General features: G+C 59.2%; 21 protein-coding genes and 1 tRNA gene. 3 read left to right on the plus strand and 19 right to left on the minus strand.

The annotated features are described in order from the left end of the window. Window positions 1-39: 39 nt before the first annotated feature. The 4 genes from tesB to DTF_RS0103510 form a co-directional block, all read right to left on the minus strand. Window positions 40-906, minus strand: coding sequence for an acyl-CoA thioesterase II (gene tesB, locus DTF_RS0103495; RefSeq protein WP_027714187.1), 867 nt, complete (start codon window positions 904-906; stop codon window positions 40-42). A gap of 52 nt (window positions 907-958) precedes the next feature. Beyond that, entirely contained in the window at window positions 959-1,777 is an 819-nt protein-coding gene (locus tag DTF_RS0103500; protein WP_226989142.1) for a Rossmann-like domain-containing protein, read from the minus strand. A gap of 155 nt (window positions 1,778-1,932) precedes the next feature. Then, window positions 1,933-2,262: a zinc ribbon domain-containing protein gene (locus DTF_RS0103505; protein ID WP_226989144.1), complete on the minus strand. Its 330-nt coding sequence runs from the start codon at window positions 2,260-2,262 to the stop codon at window positions 1,933-1,935. A gap of 348 nt (window positions 2,263-2,610) precedes the next feature. Next, a complete protein-coding gene (locus DTF_RS0103510; RefSeq protein WP_027714190.1) occupies window positions 2,611-2,844 on the minus strand; it encodes a hypothetical protein in 234 nt (77 codons plus the stop codon). A 145-nt stretch (window positions 2,845-2,989) separates the two neighbouring features. Here DTF_RS0103510 and lexA point away from each other — a divergent pair, with 145 nt between their 5' ends. From lexA to DTF_RS0103525, 3 genes are all read left to right on the plus strand, one after another. Beyond that, complete coding sequence (gene lexA, locus DTF_RS0103515) at window positions 2,990-3,592, plus strand: transcriptional repressor LexA (RefSeq protein WP_027714191.1); 603 nt, start codon at window positions 2,990-2,992, stop codon at window positions 3,590-3,592. Window positions 3,593-3,607: 15 nt separating this feature from the next. Next, window positions 3,608-4,762, plus strand: coding sequence for a DNA polymerase IV (locus DTF_RS0103520; RefSeq protein ID WP_226989146.1), 1,155 nt, complete (start codon window positions 3,608-3,610; stop codon window positions 4,760-4,762). A gap of 106 nt (window positions 4,763-4,868) precedes the next feature. Further along, a complete protein-coding gene (locus DTF_RS0103525) occupies window positions 4,869-7,874 on the plus strand; it encodes a DNA polymerase III subunit alpha (protein ID WP_027714193.1) in 3,006 nt (1,001 codons plus the stop codon). A gap of 89 nt (window positions 7,875-7,963) precedes the next feature. Here the strand turns inward: DTF_RS0103525 and DTF_RS0103530 are convergent. The 15 genes from DTF_RS0103530 to thrS all read right to left on the minus strand — a co-directional run bounded on the left by DTF_RS0103530 (window position 7,964) and on the right by thrS (window position 20,207). Next, window positions 7,964-8,040 (minus strand) — tRNA-Arg (locus DTF_RS0103530). Between the two features lie 63 nt (window positions 8,041-8,103). Then, window positions 8,104-8,619 carry an adenine phosphoribosyltransferase gene (locus DTF_RS0103535; RefSeq protein ID WP_027714194.1) on the minus strand — a complete coding sequence of 172 codons (516 nt, stop codon included), beginning with the start codon at window positions 8,617-8,619 and terminating at the stop codon, window positions 8,104-8,106. Between the two features lie 41 nt (window positions 8,620-8,660). Beyond that, on the minus strand, window positions 8,661-9,656 hold the full coding sequence (locus tag DTF_RS21725; RefSeq protein ID WP_035055583.1) for an RNA polymerase sigma factor RpoD/SigA: 996 nt from the start codon (window positions 9,654-9,656) through the stop codon (window positions 8,661-8,663). Between the two features lie 64 nt (window positions 9,657-9,720). Then, entirely contained in the window at window positions 9,721-10,452 is a 732-nt protein-coding gene (locus tag DTF_RS0103545) for a peptidoglycan DD-metalloendopeptidase family protein (RefSeq protein WP_051360836.1), read from the minus strand. 122 nt (window positions 10,453-10,574) lie between these two features. Then, window positions 10,575-11,168 carry a YqaA family protein gene (locus DTF_RS0103550; RefSeq protein ID WP_027714196.1) on the minus strand — a complete coding sequence of 198 codons (594 nt, stop codon included), beginning with the start codon at window positions 11,166-11,168 and terminating at the stop codon, window positions 10,575-10,577. Beyond that, window positions 11,165-11,821, minus strand: coding sequence for a protein-L-isoaspartate(D-aspartate) O-methyltransferase (locus DTF_RS0103555; RefSeq protein WP_027714197.1), 657 nt, complete (start codon window positions 11,819-11,821; stop codon window positions 11,165-11,167). Before DTF_RS0103555 ends, DTF_RS0103550 begins: the two co-directional genes overlap by 4 nt. 3 nt (window positions 11,822-11,824) lie before the next feature. Next, window positions 11,825-12,604 carry a 5'/3'-nucleotidase SurE gene (gene surE, locus DTF_RS21730; RefSeq protein WP_051360838.1) on the minus strand — a complete coding sequence of 260 codons (780 nt, stop codon included), beginning with the start codon at window positions 12,602-12,604 and terminating at the stop codon, window positions 11,825-11,827. Window positions 12,605-12,651: 47 nt separating this feature from the next. Further along, window positions 12,652-13,014 (minus strand): MerR family transcriptional regulator, encoded by a 363-nt coding sequence (locus DTF_RS0103565; protein WP_027714198.1) that lies wholly within the window; start codon window positions 13,012-13,014, stop codon window positions 12,652-12,654. A gap of 33 nt (window positions 13,015-13,047) precedes the next feature. Beyond that, window positions 13,048-13,329, minus strand: coding sequence for an integration host factor subunit alpha (locus DTF_RS0103570; protein ID WP_027714199.1), 282 nt, complete (start codon window positions 13,327-13,329; stop codon window positions 13,048-13,050). An 83-nt stretch (window positions 13,330-13,412) separates the two neighbouring features. Then, the gene (gene pheT / locus DTF_RS0103575; RefSeq protein ID WP_027714200.1) at window positions 13,413-15,827 is read right to left on the minus strand and encodes a phenylalanine--tRNA ligase subunit beta; all 2,415 of its coding nucleotides are present in this window, start codon (window positions 15,825-15,827) and stop codon (window positions 13,413-13,415) included. A gap of 60 nt (window positions 15,828-15,887) precedes the next feature. Further along, window positions 15,888-16,904, minus strand: coding sequence for a phenylalanine--tRNA ligase subunit alpha (gene pheS, locus DTF_RS0103580; RefSeq protein WP_027714201.1), 1,017 nt, complete (start codon window positions 16,902-16,904; stop codon window positions 15,888-15,890). A 122-nt stretch (window positions 16,905-17,026) separates the two neighbouring features. After that, on the minus strand, window positions 17,027-17,383 hold the full coding sequence (rplT, locus tag DTF_RS0103585; RefSeq protein WP_027714202.1) for a 50S ribosomal protein L20: 357 nt from the start codon (window positions 17,381-17,383) through the stop codon (window positions 17,027-17,029). 105 nt (window positions 17,384-17,488) lie between these two features. After that, on the minus strand, window positions 17,489-17,686 hold the full coding sequence (gene rpmI, locus DTF_RS0103590) for a 50S ribosomal protein L35 (RefSeq protein WP_027714203.1): 198 nt from the start codon (window positions 17,684-17,686) through the stop codon (window positions 17,489-17,491). A 77-nt stretch (window positions 17,687-17,763) separates the two neighbouring features. Continuing rightward, window positions 17,764-18,279: a translation initiation factor IF-3 gene (gene infC, locus DTF_RS0103595; RefSeq protein ID WP_027714204.1), complete on the minus strand. Its 516-nt coding sequence runs from the start codon at window positions 18,277-18,279 to the stop codon at window positions 17,764-17,766. Between the two features lie 11 nt (window positions 18,280-18,290). Then, window positions 18,291-20,207, minus strand: a complete 1,917-nt coding sequence (gene thrS / locus DTF_RS0103600; RefSeq protein ID WP_027714205.1) for a threonine--tRNA ligase — start codon at window positions 20,205-20,207, stop codon at window positions 18,291-18,293. Window positions 20,208-20,213 lie beyond the last annotated feature (6 nt).

A 20,213-nucleotide genomic window follows, 5' to 3' on the forward strand; every position in this document is an offset into this window, starting at 1 on the left:
TTTAAAAGGGTTTTATAGGCCCGATAAGTCCGGTTGGACCTATAAAGCTTTTCTCAGGCGGATCAGCCCTTCCTGCGCCACCGAGGCGACCAGTCGACCGTCACGGGTAAAGATGCTGCCCCGTCCGAGGCCTCGTCCGGCACTGGCGCTGGGGCTGTCCATGGCATAGAGGAGCCAGTCGTCCATGCGGAAAGAGCGGTGGAACCACATGGCGTGGTCAAGACTGAGGGCCTGTACCTCGGGATTGAAAAAGGAGAGTCCGTGAGGGTACAGGGCCGTGCCGAGCAGGGTGAAGTCGGAGGCGTAGGCGAGCATCGCCTGGTGAAGCGCCGGATCGTCCGGGAGCGCTCCGACGGTGCGCAGCCATACCTGCCGCTGCGGAGGGCGGCGCTCGGGATTTAAGAGGTCCCGCGGCCGCACCGGGCGCAGTTCGATGGGACGCTCGGCCGTCAGCGCGTCTCGGCGATTTTCGGGCAGCTGGTCCGCTATCTGCCGGTACAGCTCGGAGCCCGAAGGCAGCCCCTCCGGACCCGGGACATCGGGCATGGCCGCATGGTGGTCCAGCCCCTCCTCGTCGACCTGGAAGGAGACCGCCATGTTGAAGATCGCCCGCCCGTGCTGCACGGCCACCACCCTCCGGGTGGCGAAGCTGCGCCCGTCGCGGATCCGTTCGACCTCGTAGACGATCGGGGCCTGCGGGTCGCCGGCGAGCAGAAAATAGGCATGCAGCGAATGGGCTCGGCGGCCCTCAACGGTGGCATCCGCGGCCAGCAGCGCCTGACCGAGGACCTGCCCGCCGAAGACGGATTTGCCACCCACCGACCGGCTCTCGCCGCGGAATCGGTCATTCCCCAAAGGTTCGAGGGTGAGATGGTCGAGCAGGTCCTTCAGGAGATTATCTTTCATCGGAGTGTCCTTGTTTAGTTTTTCAATATAGGTCCTACAAGTCCTATTGGACCTATGCTTTGAGAGGTGCCCCCTCATACCGTTCAGCCTGAAAGCACAGCTTCTGAGTCGCTGCTCCCCATCGCTTCCGTTCCGCTATCAGCTGCAACAGAAGCATTCCATCATGGATAAAGCGACCACCCAACACGTGAACACCCCGCGCAAACAGGGGGTCGGGAAAATATCCGGCCGTCGGCCCCAACAACGAGATGTGTTCGGCAGCATTGCACTGTTGCAACACATCGTCAAGGGTATCGTTCAGAAGAGTCGTACCGGTGCAAAGCACTTTATTGCAGGTATTCAACTCGGTGACGTCGAGAGTCACATGCAGATTCGGGTAGCGCTCGACCAACTGCTCGTTTTTTTCCACGATGACGAGTTCCGCCTGACTGTTGCGCATATATTTCAGCAGCGGAGGAAAAAAACCGACCATCCCCACGCGGTCGCCATCCTCGATATTCATCAGTCCGAGGGAGTCTGTCGCGGCGCCGGGCGTGCAGTTTGCGATACGCATTACATGCTGACAGATGGCGTTGATGGCAGCGAGCCCCAGCATGTTTTGCAGGGGGTCGGCCCCGCTGAAACTTTCCGCATACTGCTCGGGGCGGACGCCGACAAACGATTGAGGCTTTAAAGCCCGGTAGTCCTCTGCACCGCTGTCTGGCAGCAGCACATAGCTGATCCCCCCTGCCCCGCCTTCGAGCGCCATGGCCATGAACTCGCAGTCCTTGGGTTGGCCGCCTTCATAAAAGGGCGGGAAGACGATGCCGGCGATCTTCGGGATTTGAAAGCGTGAGGCGAGCCCCAGTGCCATATCCCGTACTTCAGTCATGATCCTCATCGTTTGTAACTCCTTGATTTCGGATACTGCTTCAGTGCCGCTTCCTCATCCATCCGGGCACGGCATGTACAAAGACAACCAATAATTCCCAGCCGACGGATTATCGGGCAGCTAGCTGCCCCCCTTCCAGAGCTGAGCCCGCCAATTTACAGCGAATCAAGCAGCTTGTAATACTCCTGGAGAGTGCGGAGGGACTCCATCGTGGTCAGGTACAAGAACCAGCTGAGAAGAAGGATTCCGATCGTGAGTCCGACTTTCCACACCAGCGCAGTTTTTGGCCGCCACCAGAGCAAAGGCAGCGCCAGAGGACCCACGCAGGCGAGTGCGATGACAATGGAGGATGTCCGGAAATGCCAGGGAAGCTTTTCTTCTGCAAGGCGGGGGCGTTTGGAGACATCCAGGAACTCACCGCAGTGTTTACACTTTATGGCGGCGTCCTGGATTTCTTCAGCGCAGCAGGGGCAGCTTTTCATCATTCAGCTCTCTTGTTAAAACGAATGAAGAACATGGCAGACTCCATCGTCTATGTCCCCTCGTAATTATCGGCCGCTGAGAAATCAGCCTTGGGCCATTCTTTTCAGATGTCGAACGAGATGAGATCCTCAAGCAAGTGTGTCTTTCCCGATTGCGTTCTCAAGATGATAATAAAAAACCGCCCCGTCCCACAGGGCGGCAAGCGGTTTCATCGATTATTACTAGATCCTCCGGTAAACAAACATCCGACCCTCCCGGATATCACAAAAAAGAATGTCCCAAGATACCGGCAGGGTCGCGGAATGTCAATGTTCAAAGGCGGGCCAAAGTCCCTGTCCAGCTCTCCAAACCTACTGAAGCAACGAGCGCTTCTCGATCTCCTCCTTCCGGCGCTCGTATTCATCCTGGGAAATCTTCCCGGCCTCGCGTTCCTCTTTCAGATCCTCCATAGCCTTGTCCGCCTGCCACTCGTACGCGGCGCCCGCCCCAACCGCTCCGACGGCCGCCCCGCCAGCCACTTCCTTGCTGCACCCCGTGAGCGCCAGACTCAGACTCAGGGCCACCAGAATCAGCAGTTTATACATAAGGTTTTCTCCTTTCTTTGTCTTATTTTTCAGCCTCTTAACTATTATAAATATCCCGATTTAATGCGAAGTCAATGGCCCAAGGTCTCCTCTTGACTTACGCAAAACTTACGCATATGCTTTCTTATCACTGACGGAGGATGCCATGAGCCCCATCACGCCCAAACAGAAGAAAATTCTTGAATTCATTCGTTCCCACGCCGAACGCGAGGGGTATCCCCCCTCTCAGCAGGAGATCGCCCGGGCCTTCGGGTTCCGCTCCCTGGGGACGGTTCAGAACTACCTGGTGCGCCTTGAGCGCGAGGGGCTGCTGAGCCGGCAGTGGAACGCCCGGCGCGGCATGCGGGTACTGCGCCCCGAAGGGCGGGGGCTGGAGCTCCCGCTGGCCGGGACCGTTGCCGCCGGTCGGCCGATCGAGGCGGTGGAGACCCCGGACACCATCGAGGTGCCCGCGTCCATGGTCGGCGCCGGGGAGAACTTCGTCCTGCGCGTGCAAGGCGATTCGATGGTGGGCGACGGCATCCTGGACGGGGACTTCGTCGTGGTGCGCAAGCAGGCCGCGGCCGAAAACGGCCAGACCGTGGTCGCCCTCATCCGGGGCGAGGCCACGGTCAAGCGCCTCCAGCGCAAGGGAGGACGGATCGAGCTGCACCCGGCCAACCCGGCCATGCAGCCGATCATGGTGGAGGGGGAGGAGAGCTTTCGCATCGAAGGGGTGGTGGTGGGGGTCATCCGCCACTGCCTGTAGATCATGGAACGCGATGTGCTGCATCTCTATATCCCCGCTTTCCCCATCGCCCTGGCGCGGGTGGGGGACGCCTCCCTGCGCGGGCGCCCGGCGGCCGTCGCTCCCGGCCATTCGGACCGGGCGCTGCTTCAGTGCATCTCCAAAGAGGCCGCGGCGGATGGGGTCTGCGAGGGGATGCCGGTCTACCGGGCCCGCCGCCTCTGCCCCGACCTGACCCTCCTTTCCCCCGACCCCGAACTGCTCGCCAAAGGGACGCGCTCCCTCCTGGAGATTTCCAGCGCCTACAGTCCGGTGACGGAGCCCTCCGCCGGGGGGCGGCTTTTTCTCGACCTCACCGGCTGCCGCCGCCTGCTGGGAGGGGGGAGAGACGCGGCGGCGCGCCTGGAGAGGGAGATCGCCGCGCGGCTGCGCCTGCAGGGGGCGGTGGGGGTCGCCGGCAACAAGCTGGTGTCGCGCATCGCCTCGGGGTACCTGGATAAGCCGGGGGTCTGCGACGTGCTGCGGGGGGCCGAGCGCACCTTCATCGCCCCGATGCCGGTCTCGGTTCTCCCCGGCATCGGCGCCGCCCGGGAGTCGGTTCTGATGCGGGATCTCAACCTGCGCCGCGTCGAAGAGGTCGCCGGCCTCTCCGTGGCCCAACTGCGCCTCGCCTTCGGCCCCTTCGCCCCCGTGCTGCACCAGCGGGCCTGCGGAATCGACCCCTCTCCCGTGCAGCCGCCGCGGCGCACCCCGGAGATCGCCGAGGAAGCCTTTCCGGAGGCGGAGGAAAACGACGACCGGATTCTGCTGGCCGCGCTGTGCCGCCTGGCGGAGGGGTGCGGCCTGCGCCTGCGCCGCCTCGGAAAGGAGACCGGCCGTCTTGCCCTCACCCTGACCTATGCCGATGGCGTTGTCGAGCGGGGGACGGCCGCCCTTCCCTTTCCCCTCTGCCGCGACCTCCCCTTGCTTGCTGCCGTCGAGAGGCTGTTCTACCGGACCTGCAGGCGCCGCGTGCGCCTCAAAGGGATGCGCCTTGTCTGCGATCGTCTCGCCTGCGGGAACCGGCAGATGGACCTGTTCTCCCCGGCCGGCGAGCCGGTGGCCCATCAGGAGGCGCTGCAGGAGGCGCTGGACCGGCTGCGGACCGCATACGGCAGGGACACTGTGCGCTGGGGGCGCAGCTTCGGATAAAAAACTTAAAAATTTTATCCGCAGATTAACGCAGATTCAGGCCTTAAGCCAAAACCAGAAGTTTATCTACGTAAATCTGCGTAATCTGTGGAAAAGAAGATTTTTGATGAACTTCACCCATCTCCACGTCCACTCCTCCTTCTCCCCCCAATGGGGAGTGCGCCCGGTGGAGGATCTCTGCGCCGCTGCCCGCGCCCAGGGAGCCGGACGGCTCGCCCTCACCGATCGCAACGGCCTCTACGGCATCCCCCGTTTCCTGGATGTCGCCCGGGCCGCGGGACTGGCGCCGATCATCGGGGCGGAAGCGGTCGCCGGCACGAATCGGGCGGTCCTCCTGGCGCGCGACGAGGAGGGGTACGCCGATCTCTGCCGCCTTCTCTCCGATCTGCACTGCCGCCGCGACTTCGATCTTCCCCGCGCCCTGGCGGAGCGCCGGCGCGGGCTGATCGTTCTCACCGACGACCCCGCCGTCCTGACACCCCTGCGCCGGAACTCCCGGGAGAGGCTCTTCGTCGAGCTCTCCCCCGGCCACGGGATGCACCACGCGCTGGCCCTGGCAAAGGAGATGGACCTCCCTCCCGTGGCCACTGCCCGGGCGACGCTCCTCGAACCGGAGGATTTCGAGCTCCACCGGGTGTTGCGCGCCATTGCGCTGAATACCAAACTCTCCCGCCTGCGGCCGGAGGAGACCGCCCGCGAGGGGGACCTGCTGCTGTCGCCGCAGCAGGTCGCCGACTTTTTCCCCCACTGCCCCGAGGCCCTGGAGAACGCCGCCCGCATCGCCGATGCCTGCCGGACCGACTGGGAGTTTTCCGCGACCATCTTCCCGGCCTTCCGGGGCAAGTCGGACCAGGAGGCCAGCGTCGAACTGGAGGAGCGGGCCCGGGAAGGGGTACGGCGGCGCTACGGCGGAATCGACGACCGGGCCGAGGAGAGGCTGCAAAAAGAGCTGGCGATCATCACAGAGAAGGGCTTCGCCCATTACTTCCTGGTGGTGGAGGAGATCGCCCGGCAGTCGCCGCGCACCTGCGGCAGGGGGAGCGCCGCAGCCTCCCTGGTCGCCTACGCCCTGGGAATCACCCACGTCGATCCCCTGCGCCACAACCTCTTCTTCGAACGCTTCCTCAATTCCGGCCGGGTCGACCCCCCCGACATCGACATTGATTTTCCCTGGGACGAGCGCGACGCCGTCCTCGATTTCGCCTTCGCCCGCTACGGCTCGCGGCGGGCGGCAATGGTGGCCAATCAGGTGGGGTTCAAGGGACGGGCGGCGGTGCGCGAGGTGGCCAAGGTCTTCGGGATGCCCGAGAACGAGATCAAATCCGTCACCTACCGCATCTCCGGCTACTGGAAGGCGGATCAGACCTCCGCCGCGGTCGGGCGCCACCCTCTCTTCCGGGGGGAGGATCTGGGCGAAGACTGGCAGAAGATCCTGCGCCTGGCCGGACGTCTGAACGGTCAGCTTCGCCATCTCTCCCTGCACTGCGGCGGCCTGGTGGTCGTTCCCAACGAGATCCGCCGCTACGTGCCGGTGGAGATTTCGGCCAAGGGGCTGCCGATGATCCAGTGGGAAAAGGACCAAGCCGAGGCCGCCGGACTGGTCAAGATCGACATCCTCGGCAACCGATCCCTGGCTGTGATCCGCGACGCCCTGGAGGCGGTCGAAAAAAACACCGGCCGAAGGATCGACTACGCCTCCTGGCGGCCGCTGGAGGACGCCAAGACCTGCCGCCTGCTGCGCTCCGGCGAGACGATGGGGTGCTTCTATATCGAGTCGCCGGCGACCCGGCAGCTCCTGAAGAAGATGTGGTCGGGCTATCCGGACGGGTATGGGGGCGACCTCTTCGAGCTCCTGGTTATGGCCTCATCCATCATCCGCCCCGCGGCCAACGCCTTCATCCGCGAGTTCGTCGCCCGTCTGCGGGGCAAAACCTGGCGGCCGCTGCACCCGCTGCTGGCGGATGTGCTCGCCGAGACCTACGGCATCGCCATCTACCAGGAGCAGATCACCCAGATGGCCATGGCACTGGCCGGCTTCTCCGCCTACGAGGGGGACCAGCTGCGCAAGATCATCAGCAAGAAGCACAAGGAGAAGAAGCTCGCCGACTACCGGCAGAGATTCATGGCCGGAGGAGGACAAAAAGGGGTTCCGGAAGAGGTCCTGGCGAGGGTGTGGGAGCAGATTCTCTCCTTTGCCGGATACTCCTTCTGCAAGCCCCATTCGGCCTCCTACGCCCTGGTGAGCAGCAAGTCGGCCTGGCTCAAGGCCAACTACCCCGCCGAATTCACGGCGGCGGTCATCTCCAACCAGGGGGGCTACTACTCCGCCCTCGCCTACGTCTCCGAGGCCCGCCGCATGGGGCTGAAGGTGCTGCCGCCGGACATCAATAAAAGCGATTATCCCTACACCGGCGCCGGGGATTCGCTGCGCGTCGGCCTGATGCAGCTCCAGGGACTCGCCCGCAAGGCCGCCGATATGCTTCTAGAGGAGCGCCGCAAAAGGGGGGACTACGGGAGCTTTCAGGATTTCCTGCGCCGGGTTCCCATCGACCCGGCCGACGCCATGCTGCTGGTCAAGGGGGGATGTTTCGACGCCCTGGAGGGGCGGCAAAGGCGGCCGGCCCTGCTGTGGGAGCTGCTGGCGGCCCGGAGGCGGTTCGACCAGGGGGGAAGCGGCCTTCTCTTCGACGAGGGCGCCGCCGACCTCCCCTCCCCGCCTCCTTACGACGATGCGGCGGTCCTGCGTCAGGAGGTGGAAACCTCGGGGATGCTCCTCTCCTGCCATCCCCTGCTGCTCCACCGCCGGGAGATGGATCGGGCCAGACCGGTGCGGGGCGACGAGATGCACGGCTGGGCGGGACGCTACGTCACCATGATCGGCTGGTGGGTGACGGCCAAGACGGTGCAGGACAAGGACGGACGCCCGATGGAGTTCGTCTCCTTCGAGGATACGAGCGCCATCTTCGACGCGACCTTCTTTCCCAAGGCCTATGAGCGCTTCTGCCGGAAGCTGACCCGGCACCGCCCCTATGTGCTGAAAGGAAAGGTGGAGATGGAGTTCGGAGTGGCGACCCTCACCGTCGAATGGGTCGATTTTCTGCCGGGTGAATGAAGTGCGTTTCGGAGAACGGCTGCCTCCTGCCCCTTCAGGGGATAAAAAACAACAAGGGCCTGCCGTCTCTGGCAGGCCCTTGATTTATTTGGCGGCCCCGGCGCGATTCGAACGCACGACCTACCGCTTAGGAGGCGGTTGCTCTATCCTGCTGAGCTACGGGGCCGGAGGGGGAGATATGTATATCCCATGAATCGGATTTTTACAAGGGGTATAAAGTGCCTGAACTTCAGAACTTCAGCAGGCTGAAGACCTTCCCCTCGGGCAGGCGCTTGCGACCTTCCAGAAATTCAAGTTCCGCCATGAAGGCGCACTCCACGACCTCCGCTCCCAGGTCGTTGATGAGATCGACCACCGCCGCCATTGTCCCTCCGGTGGCCAGCAGGTCGTCGGCGACGATGACCCGGTCGCCGGGGCGAAAAGCATCCTCGTGAATTTCAAGAGTGTCGGTGCCGTATTCGAGATCGTAGGATTTGCGACGTGTTTTATAGGGGAGTTTGCCGGGCTTGCGCACCAGAGTGACGCCGGTGCCGAGCTTGTAGGCCAGAGCTGAGCCGAGAACAAAGCCGCGGGCTTCAACTCCCACCACCTGATCAATTCTTTGCCCGAGATAGCGATGAGCTATGAGATCGACCATCCGGTGGAAACTCCTGGCATCGGACAGAAGTGTCGTAATGTCTTTGAAAACAATCCCCTTCTTGGGGAAATCGGGAATATCCCGAATAATATTCTTCAATTCTTCCAAAACTGTTTCCTCCAGAATCCGGGCCGGGCTGTAGAGCCCCTTTACGATCTGCCGCCTTCCCGCGGGATTTCCCGGAAGGCATCCTTCTCTTCCATGATCTTGCGCAACTTGTCCAGACTTTTCGCCTCTATCTGCCGGATACGCTCCCTGGTCACTCCGAAACGTCTGCCGATGGTGTCAAGGGTCTGGGGTTCACGGTCATCCAGGCCGAAACGCAGGGTGAGAATTTCGCGCTCATTTTCGCTAAGCGATTCCAGCCATTCAGAGACATGAGCGAACTTGTCCAGCCCTTCGATCAGGGTGGAAGGGTCGAGGGCGTTTGCGTCCTCGATCGTGTCGATGAGGCTGTAATCGCTGTTTTCCCCCATGGGATGTTCGATGGAATATGTTTTTTTGACCAGGACCATGAGACGGCGAACGTAGGCGGGTTCAACCCCCATCGCCTCGGCCACGTCGTCGACCAGCGGCTCGCCTTTGGACTTGTGCACCAGTTCTCGGCTGATTTTGATCAACTTGTTGATATCGTCGGAAACATGGACAGGAAGACGAATCGTGCGGCTCTGATTGACCAGAGCTCTCTCGATCGACTGCCGGATCCACCAGGTCGCGTAAGTGGAGAAGCGGCATTCCTTGCTGAGCTTGAATCTTTCCACCGCCTTGATGAGGCCCATGTTCCCTTCCTCAATCAGATCGAGAAAAGGCAGTCCGCGATTCATGTAGCGTTTGGCGATCTTGACCACCAGACGAAGGTTCGACTCGATCATGCGCGCCCTCGCCGCCATGTCTCCCGTGGCGATACGTCGGGCCAGATCTCTTTCCTGTTCGGCGGTCAGGAGCGTGGTCTTCTGAATTTCTTTCAGATAGAGTTTGATCGCGTCATCCGAATGGGTGTCGTAATCAGCCTCCCGTTCCTTTTCCTCCTCTTCTTCGGCATCCTCGTCGGTATCGGCATCGGTCTCGGCCAGATCGTCGGCGCTGAGGTCGAGCTCATTTTCGTCGAAATCAATGTCATCGTAATCGCTAAGAAAGTCATCCATACGCGGGAGTCCCTCCGCTGGGGTTGGAAGATAATGACCCCTGAAGTCTAAGAGATAGGGGGAATCAAGGCAAGTAAAAAATCGGATCGACAGCCTCCTTGCCGTGGCGGATTTCAAAATGCAGCCGCGGACTGGAGTCTCCGGGAGGTGCTCCGGAAAGGGCGATGCGCTCCGATTTGCCGACAAAAGCGCCGGCCTCCACCAGATTTTTCTCGTTAAAACCGTAAACGGTGAAAAAAGAATCCTCGTGTTTGAGGATAATGAGATTCCCATAACCGCTGATCCCGTTGCCGCTATAAATGACCTTTCCGGCAGCGGCGGATAAAACAGGGGTCCCGCGCCGGGCGGCAATCTCAATTCCCTTGGTCGGAGTCGCGGATTTCGAGGTGAACTTCTTGAGAATGTCCCCCTGAAGCGGCCAGGCAAATTTACCCCGGTAGGAAACCTGAGGATTGGATTTGCTGGCATTGGATACGGATGGTTTTGCGGCCGTCGGAGCGGAAGGCGGGATGGTCTTCGTCGACGGCGGTGGGGGTGCGGCGGTTTTGGCTTTCGGCTCGGATGGTATCGTTTTCGTTCGTTCGACGCCGGGGATGTAGAGCTTCTGGCCAACCGCAAGCCGTGTAGGATCGCTGATGCCGTTGAGTCGTGCCAGGTACTGTTCGTCGACACCGTAGGTCCGGCCGATCCGATACAGGGTCTGACCTTCCTGGACTACATGATAGACGCCCCTTGGTGGCGGGCAACCAGCTAAAAAGGCGGCAAGGACGATCGTGGCCAGAATCCGAAGAGCCATAAAGCGTTCCTGTCGGAGAAAAATGAATCAGGATATGCGCGGCAGTTGTACGGTAACGGAATTCATGCCCGTCCGTCAATCCATCTCGGCGCTTCGGCCCGTATAGTCCGACAGGAACCCAGTCAGAAAAGATATTTTACAACCACGAATCCGCCGATGAGCAGGGCCATGAATACGATGGTCAGGATATTGAAATACTTCTCGAAGAATTCCCTCATCGCAGGTCCCCAGCGATGAATGATCCAGGCGACCAGGAAAAATCTCAGGCTTCGACCGATGGCCGATGCCAGGAGAAATACGGCAAAATTGACTTTGAAGACGCCTGCCCCGATGGTGATGACCTTATAAGGTATGGGCGTAAAACCGGCTGTGAAAACGACCCAGAAGTCATAGGTGATGAAAAGCTGTTGAACCCGATCGAAAACCTGTTCCGTGAAGCCTGGAACATAAAGGTAGAAGAAGTTGTCCACGGCCTGCCATAAACCGACGCCGATGCCGTATCCGGCCATTCCCCCGAGAACCGAACCGATGGAAGCAATCAGGGCGAAGTGAAAAGAACGCAGGGGCACGGAAATGCAGAGAGCCAGGAGAAGAACATCCGGTGGGATCGGGAAAAAGGAAGATTCGGCAAAGGCAAGTAAAAAAAGCGCCAGGCCGCCATAAGGGGTGACAGCCCAGTGCAGAACCCAGTCATAGAGACGTCTGAGCAGGTTCACGCCTTTCCCTCCTCCTCCGACCAGCCGTGTCTGCCCAGAAGTGGAACGAAACGGCAGTCGGCCAGCTCTTCTTCCATGCAGCCGCTGTCGGAGCAGGTGAATCGCTTGAGGACCTGTCCTCCCCGGCTTCCCACCGGAATGACCAGCCGCCCATCCGGCGCCAGTTGGGCGAAATACTCATCGGGAACGGAAGGCGCTCCGGCGGTGACCATGATGGCGTCGAAGGGAGCTTCCTCCGCCCATCCCGTAGTGCCGTCGCTGACCTTGATGTTGACATTGTGACACCCCAGGGAGTTCAGGACCCGGCGCGCCCGGCGGGCCAGATCGGGGATTCGCTCAACAGTGTAGACCCGCGACGCAATCCGGGAGAGGATGGCGGACTGATAACCGGAGCCCGTACCGATTTCGAGCACCCTCTCCCCTCCCTTGAGCCGGAGGGCCTGGGTCATCAGACCGACGATATAGGGCTGGGATATGGTCTGTTTATCACCGATGGGGAGGGGAAAGTCGCTGTAGGCCTGACTCTGAAAAGCTTCTTCGACGAAAAGGTGACGGGGGGTCTGGAGCATGGCTTCGAGAACAAGGGGGTCACTGACTCCCCGGGCCTTGACTTGACGTTCGACCATGATGCGCCGGGCGATGGAAAAATCCATGGGCTATTCTTCCCCGCCCTGCTTCATGAGGGAATTCCCAATTTTCTCCAGGCTCCAGGCTGTCAGGTCATCAAAGGAGCGATAATTTGTCAGATCGATATGCAGGGGAGTGACCGAAATGTACTGGTCGTGCACGGCATGAAAGTCGGTCCCCTCAACGTTCTGGAATCCAAGTTCACCGCCTCCGAGCCAGTAGTATTTCCGCCCCCGAGGGTCGACGTTTTCCACGACGACATCTCCGTACATCCTTTTTCCCTGTCGCGTCAGACGGACGCCACGCGGCGTGCCGGCGGGAATATTGACGTTGAGAAAAGTATCGGGCGGCAGACCGCGCCGCAGGACCTCTTCCGCAAGAGTGGCTGCGAAACGGGCCGCTATCTCAAAATTGGCCGCTGTGAAGGGACCTGATTCCAGCGAAATCGCAAAAGCGGGAACACCCATGAGGGTCGATTCGAGAGCCGCCGCCACCGTTCCGGAATAGGTGATATCATCGCCGAGGTTGCCCCCCCGGTTGATGCCGGAGACGACAAGCTGGGGCCGCTCGGGAAACAATCCGTGAATCCCCAGGTTTACGCAATCGGTGGGAGTTCCGTCCACGGCGAAAAAACCCGGACGAATTTCCTCCGCTCTCAAGGGAGAGTGAAGGGTCATGGAATGTCCGGCGGCGCTTCGTTCCCGGTCGGGAGCCACCACGATGACTCGCCCGATCTCTGCAAGTTTCTCGGCAAGGACACCGATACCGGGAGTATGGATGCCGTCGTCATTGGTGACAAGAATCAGCAAGGAGGCCTCGAAAAGGAAAGGTGGTGAGAAGGACAGGACCTGTTGCTTCAGGGAAGGGTTTCGAGAGACTTCCGGAGCCTGAGAAGGTCATCGTGCAACTCGGCCAGAAGGATTTGTTCATGGTTGGGGGTCAAAGAAAGCGCGAGCTGATCTTCTGCTTCCACAGATGATTCACGGAGTTTCTTCCTCGCACCGGCGATAGTGAACCCCTGCTTGTACAGAAGGTCCTTAAGTCGCATCACCAGCTCGATATCCTTGCGGCTAAACAGGCGTTGCTTCGTGCGACTCTTGACCGGCCGAAAGGAGCCGAACTCAGACTCCCAGTAGCGAAGCACATGCGGCTTCACCCCCGTCAACTCAGAGACTTCACCGATTTTAAAGTAAAGTTTATCCGGGATCTGGACATCCATGGTTCACGCGAACCTGATGAAATCGAGGGCTGCCTACTCCTCGTCATTAATGGCGGCCTTCAAGACCTGACTCGGCTTGAAGGTAAGAATGCGGCGCGAGGTGATTTCTATTTCCTCGCCCGTCTGGGGATTGCGGCCACGCCTGGTGGCCTTTTCCTTCACCACGAAGTTGCCAAAACCGGCGATTTTGATCTTTTCACCCTCTTCCAGGGTGGATTTGATCAGGTCGAAGACCGTCTCGACAATTTCAGCGGATTCCTTTTTGGAAAAACCGGTTTTCAGATAAACATTCTCGATAAGGTCCGCCTTGGTCATACCACCTCCGCATAAAATGAACACAGGTCCTTGAATTTACAGGTTTTTATATCACATGAATTTTGGAATGGCAACCAATTTTTTTAGCGGGTTTCAGCACCGAGTTTTTCCACGAGCGCCTGCACCATTTTGCCGTGCACCAGATTGATTTCTTCGTCGGTCAAGGTCTTCTCCGGACTGCGATAACGGATCCTGACAGCCAGACTTTTCTTCCCCTCCGGAATCCCTTGCCCGCGGTAAAGGTCGAACAAAACCACATCTTCCACATAACGGCCCTTAATGTCGGCAAGGACATCAAAGACCTGCCGGGCGACAATCTCTTCATCAAGAAGAAAGGCGCTGTCCCGGTAGACATCAGGAAAGCGGGAAAGAGGCTTGAAACCGCTGAAAGCCACTGAGGCGGCTAACAGCTCCTCGAAGTCGAGGTCGAAAGCATAAAGGGGGGTATCGATATCGTATGCTTCCAGAACATTGGGGTGGATTTCTCCCAAGGTGCCAAGGATCCGATCTCCCTGGAGCAGGGTACACGATTTTCCGGGGTGGAGAAAAGATTCGCTTCGCCCGGCGTCCCAGACAACGTCTGAAATCCGGAAGGAATCAAGGAGATTTTCCACGGTCCCCTTCAGGTCGAAGAAGTCGACTGCCTGCTGGTCCTGGGCCCATCCTTCTGGCTCCCGGCGACCGCACCTCACCGCGGTAAGACGCAATCCTTCTCGGGGCAGTTCCTCCTGGTCGATCGGATGAAAAACCGGGCGCAACTCGAACAGGGCCAGGTCGCGACTACGGTAAGCCAGATTGCGGGCCGCCGTCTCCAGCACACTGGGCACCAGGCTGGTGCGCATGACCGCCTGCTCCTCGGTGAGGGGATTTAGAATCGGCACGGTGCGCCGGCGGTAATCGTCCGCATCCAGGCGGAGGCGGTCCCAGGCGGCTGAGGCAATGAAGGAATAATTGACTATTTCGGAAAATCCTGCAGTCACCATGGCATTTCGAGCACAGGTCACCTGCCGCTGATGTCCTGTCGGCCGATGGCAGATGGCGCGTCCCACGGGCATGGTGGAAGGAATCCGGTCATATCCGTTGAGCCGTGCGACCTCTTCGATGAGATCGATTTCACGCTCCAGGTCGGGACGGAAGGTGGGCACCGAAACATAAAGCGCTTCATCGATCCGATCGCCGGCCGGTTCGACATCGAGACCGATGGAACGCAGCAGGCGCTGAATCTCCAGGGTTTCAAGCTTGAGCCCGAGAATGTCGTTGGTGCGGCGGGTAGTGATGGTCACCTTTCTTTCCGACACCGTCCGGGGATAAACGTCAATACAGCCCTTCGCGACAGTGCCGCCGGCAACCTCCTGAATCAGGGCCGTCGCCCGGTTGAGCGCCACCGGAACCATGTTGACGTCGGCGCCTCGTTCGAACCGGTGAGACGATTCAGTGTGGATGCCGAGCCGCTTGCCGGTACGGCGGATGGAGGTGGGATTGAAGTAGGCGCTCTCCAGGAGGATATCGACGGTGTCGGGCTGCACTTCGGAGTTTTCGCCACCCATGATGCCTGCAAGGGCGACCGGCCCCTCCGCATCGCATATCACCAGATCCTCACGGCCGAGCAGGCGCTTCTGGCTGTCCAAGGTGGAGAATTCAGTCCCCTCGGAGGCTCTTTTTACCACGATTCGCCGGCCCCGCAGGAGGTTGAAATCAAAGGCATGCAGAGGGTGACCGAGTTCCATGAGGACATAATTGGTGACATCGACCACATTATTGATCGAGCGCATTCCCACGGATTCGAGACGACGCACCAGCCATTCGGGAGAGGGTCCGATGGTCACCCCCTGGATCAGGCGAGCGGCATAGCGGGGGCAAAATTCCGGCTCTTCGACGACAACGGAGGTCGCCTCCCCGATCGGCGGTCCATCCTCCCTTGGGCTCACCCGAGGAAGCTTTACCGGAGACCCCACCATGGCGGCAACTTCGCGAGCCACCCCGAGGATGCTCAGGCAGTCCGGGCGGTTGGGGGTGAGGCCGAGTTCGTAGCGTACATCCTTCAGGCCGAGAGCCTCAAAAACAGGGAGTCCCGGGGAAAGACCTTCAGGAAGAATCAGAATTCCCTCCGAGTCTTCAGCGAATCCGAGTTCCTTCTCTGAACAGAGCATCCCCATCGAAAGCTGGCCACGGATTTTGGACTTCTTGATCTTGAAATCACCCGGAAGGACGCTGCCGACCTGAGCCAGGGCAACCAGATCTCCGGCACGATGGTTCTTCGCTCCACAGACGACCTGAACGGTATCACCGCCAGTTTCGACCTGACAGAGGGTCAGGCGATCGGCATCGGGATGTGGATCGACCGAGACCAGACGCGCGACGATGACGCTGTCCAGCCCTTCACCGAGCTTTTCCATGGCGTCGACTTCCAGCCCTGCCATGGTCAGGCGGTGGGAAAGATCTTCCGGAGCAAGGTCGAAATCGACAAATTCCTTGAGCCAGCGTTGGGTAACGATCATAAATCCAGATCCTCTATCAGCAGAAAGGCCTCAACAGCCTGCAGGCTAGTTGTTTTTCCTTCAGAATTGTCTCAGGAAACGAAGGTCGTTTTCGAAAAACAGACGCAGATCGCTGACCCCGTATTTGAGCATGGCGAGGCGTTCGAGGCCGACTCCGAAGGCGAAACCGCTGTACACTTCGGGGTCGTAGTTGACCGACTTGAAGACCTCTGGATCGATCATGCCGCTGCCGAGGATTTCCAGCCACCCGGACTGCTTGCAGACCCTGCATCCCGTGCCGCCGCAGATGACACATTGTATATCCACTTCGGCGCTCGGCTCAGTGAAGGGGAAAAAGGAAGGACGGAAACGGATTCCTACCTTTTCACTGAAAAACTGGGTCACAAAGGCGGTGAGAATGCCCTTGAGGTCGCCAAAGGTTACATGCTTGTCCACCAGGAACCCCTCGACCTGATGAAACATCGGACTGTGAGTCAGGTCGGAATCCCGGCGATATACGGTGCCGGGAGCGATGACCCTTACCGGCGGCGCATGCCGGAGCATGGTTCGAATCTGCACGGGCGAGGTGTGCGTTCGAAGAACCACGTCCTCCGTTATGTAAAAAGTATCCTGCATGTCCCGGGCGGGATGGTCTTTGGGAATGTTGAGAGCTTCGAAATTATAGAAATCCTTTTCAACTTCGGGGCCCTCAGCGACGCCGAAACCCAGCGCGGCGAAGATCTCAACAACCTCCTCGGTGACAAGGGTGATCGGATGCTTCGAGCCGGCAAAGACGCGCCGCCCGGGAAGCGTGATGTCAATGCGTTCCCTGGCGAGACGGCGGGAAATCTCCGCTTCGCGGACAACAGCGAGGCGGCTGTCGAACAGATTCTCTAATTCTTCCTTGACGCGGTTGGCCAGAGCGCCGATCACCGGACGTTCCTCCGCGGAGAGCTGACCCATTCCCTTCATGAGGCCGGTCAGTTCCCCTTTTTTTCCGAGAAACCGAACCCTTACTTCCTGCAGCGCGGCTTCGCTGTCGGTCTGTGCCATGGCTGCGGTCGCCGTGCGCGACATCTCTTCCAGTCTGTCCTTCATGAGTATCCCGAATCGTCGGTTAAAAAACAGCATGGAAGCCGTCGGGCTTCCATGCACTGCGGTGAATCTCGCACAAAAAAAGAGATGAGGAGGGGCCCTCATCTCTTTTTGTTTCTGAGATCTTACTGAAGCCGGGCCTTGGCCTTGTCGACAATGGCGCTGAATCCGCCGGGATCGACGACGGCCACTTGAGCCAGGATCTTTCGATCCAATCCGATTTCGGCTTTTTTCAGGCCATGAACCAGACGGCTGTAGGAGAGCCCGTTTTCCCGGGCGGCGGCATTGATCCTTGCGATCCAGAGAGCCCGGAAATCCCTCTTCTTGACCTTGCGGTCGCGATAAGCGTAATTCAGGGCCCGGTCTACCGCTTCCGTCGCACTGCGGAAAAGTTTGCCGCGTGCCCCCCTGTACCCTTTGGCCAGTTTGAGAACCTTGTTTCTTCTGCGTCTCGCTTTGAATCCTCTTTTTGCTCTCGGCATGTGTTACTCCTTCTGATGTTAAATATGCGGATGGATTCCGCAGCCGGATCTGAAGGGGGAGACATTTTCCCCTCAGTTCACGGACTTGAGCCGAGCCGGATGAACCTACATGTAGGGAATCAAACGGCTGATGTTCTTTTCATCCACCTTGGCCACAAGGGTTCCCTGGCGAAGATCACGCTTGCGCTTGGTAGTTTTCTTGGTCAGGATGTGACTGGTGAACGCCTTATTACGGCGAACTTTGCCGGTGCCGGTCTTGCGAAAACGCTTGGCGGCGCCGCGATTAGTTTTTATTTTGGGCATGACCCATCTCCTTCGTTTTAAATGCACCGCCAAGGCAGAATCCAAGACGGTTACAGACAGCTACCGGTTACAGACAGCTACTTCTTCAGCGGGCCGACGACCATGGTCATGAAGCGTCCGGACATGCTGGGGAATGACTCGACAACCCCGAGATCCTTGACCTCTTCTGCCATCCGCTGAAGAAGTCTGCGGCCAAACTCGGGGTGGGTTACCTCGCGGCCACGGAACATCACCGTCATCTTGACCTTGTTGCCCTCTTCAAGGAAGCGGCGGGCATTCCTGAGCTTGACCTGGAAATCGTGCTCCTCTGTTTTGGGGCGCATCTTGACTTCCTTGAGCTCGACCCGGGCTGTTTTTTTCTTGGCTTCGGCAGCCCGCTTGCTCTGTTGATACTTGAACTTGCCGTAATCCATGATCCGGCAAACGGGCGGAACCGCATTGGGTGAAACTTCGACGAGATCGAGACCGCGCTCTGCGGCGGCAGCTAACGCCTCGTTCAGCCCCATGACTCCGAGCTGCCCCCCCTCGTCATCGACGACCCGGACTTCGCGGGCTCGAATAGCGCGATTAATGTTGGTCTCTTGCTTAGCTATGGTGCCACCTCCTAGTGGTATTGCCTGCACTCGTCCTGGATGAACCGAACGAAATCGGCAGGGGTCATCGGCTCAAGGTTCTTTCCGGAGCGATGGCGCGGAGCAACGGTTCCGTCTTCCATCTCCCGGTCGCCGATCACCAGCATATAAGGAATCTTCTCGACCTGGGCCTCGCGAATTTTGAAACCGAGTTTTTCGTTGCGAAGGTCCTGCTGGACACGGACTCCTTCGGCGCGCAATTCCTTGAAGACTCGTTCGGCATATTCGGCCTGATTATCGGTCACATTGACAACGATAGCCTGAATCGGAGAGATCCAAAGAGGAAAATTCCCTGCGTAATGTTCGATCAGAACACCAATGAAGCGTTCAATGGCACCGAGAATGACCCGATGAACCATGACGGGACGGTGTTTTTCTCCGTCGCTGCCTATATAAGTGAGATCAAAACGCTCAGGCAGGGTAAAATCGCACTGGATTGTAGCACACTGCCATCTCCTGTCAAGGGCGTCCTTGAGCTTGATGTCGATCTTTGGCCCGTAAAAAGCGCCGTCGCCTTCGTTGATCTCGAAAGGCAGACCGGAATCCTTGAGAGTGTTCAACAGGGCGTCCGTCGCGCGCTTCCAATCCTCATCGCTGCCGATCGATTTCTCGGGTCGGGTGGAAATCTCCATCTCGTATTCGAAGCCGAAAATCCCCATGACTTCCCGTACGAACTGAAGTACCCCCTTGATCTCAGCATCGAGCTGATCCGGAGTGCAGAGGATATGGGCATCGTCCTGGGTAAATCCACGTACCCTCAGAAGTCCGTGGAGCACGCCGGACTTCTCGTGGCGATGAACGGTCCCCAATTCGAAATAGCGCAGCGGCAGGTCGCGATAGGAGCGGATCCGGGATTTGTAGATCAGCATATGGGCGAGGCAGTTCATCGGCTTGATGCCGTAGCTCTGCTCTTCGACCTCGGTGAAGTACATGTTCTCGCGGTAGTTCTCGTAATGCCCTGAAGTTTTCCACAGATCCGTACGCAGGATCTGCGGCCCCATGACGATGTCGTAACCCCTCTTGAGGTGTTCGCGGCGCTCGAAGTCCTCGAGGATGGTGCGCAGCAGAGCGCCTTTGGGATGCCAGATCACCAGTCCAGCCCCGGCTTCCTCGCTGAAGGAGAAAAGGTCGAGCTCTTTCCCCAGTTTGCGATGATCGCGCTTTTTGGCTTCTTCGAGTTTTTGAAGATAGCCCTTCAGTTCCTTTTTATCCGGGAAGGCCGTCGCGTAGATGCGCTGCAGCATGGCGTTCTTTTCATCGCCGCGCCAGTAGGCGCCGGCCACGCTGGTGAGCTTGAACGCCTTGAGCAGGCCCGTGGACGGCAGGTGCGGACCACGGCACAGATCGAGGAAGTCCCCCTGCCGGTAAACGGAGACCGTTTGGTTGGGGAGGTCCTGAATGAGCTGCACCTTGAAGTCTTCCCCCATATCCCGGAACAGGGCGATGGCCCTATCCCGACTCATCTCCTGGCGTTCGATAGGAAGATCGGCCCGGGCCAGCTCTTCCATCTTTTTTTCGATGAGATCGAACTCTTCGGGGGTGAATTTATGTTTTTCGCTGTAAAAATCGTAGTAGAAGCCGTTTTCGATCGCCGGACCGATGGTGACCTGAACATCCTTTCCGAACAGCCCCTTGACAGCGTGAGCCATCAGGTGAGCCGCCGAATGACGGTAAACGTCAAGCCCTTCCCGGGTGGAGAGAGTGACGAGCTCAAGGCGGGCGTCGTTCTCGATCGGCTTTGTGCCGTCCACCAACTCCCCGTCGAGTCTGGCCGCCACGGTCTGGCGCGCAAGCCGCTCGCCAATGGAGCGGGCCACCTCGAGGGGAGTCGTCCCTTTGGGATATTCCTTCAGGGAGCCGTCCGGCAGTTCAACGTGGACCAGGGTCATCATTTA

The organism is Desulfuromonas sp. TF, from assembly GCF_000472285.1.
GTDB lineage: Bacteria > Desulfobacterota > Desulfuromonadia > Desulfuromonadales > ATBO01 > ATBO01.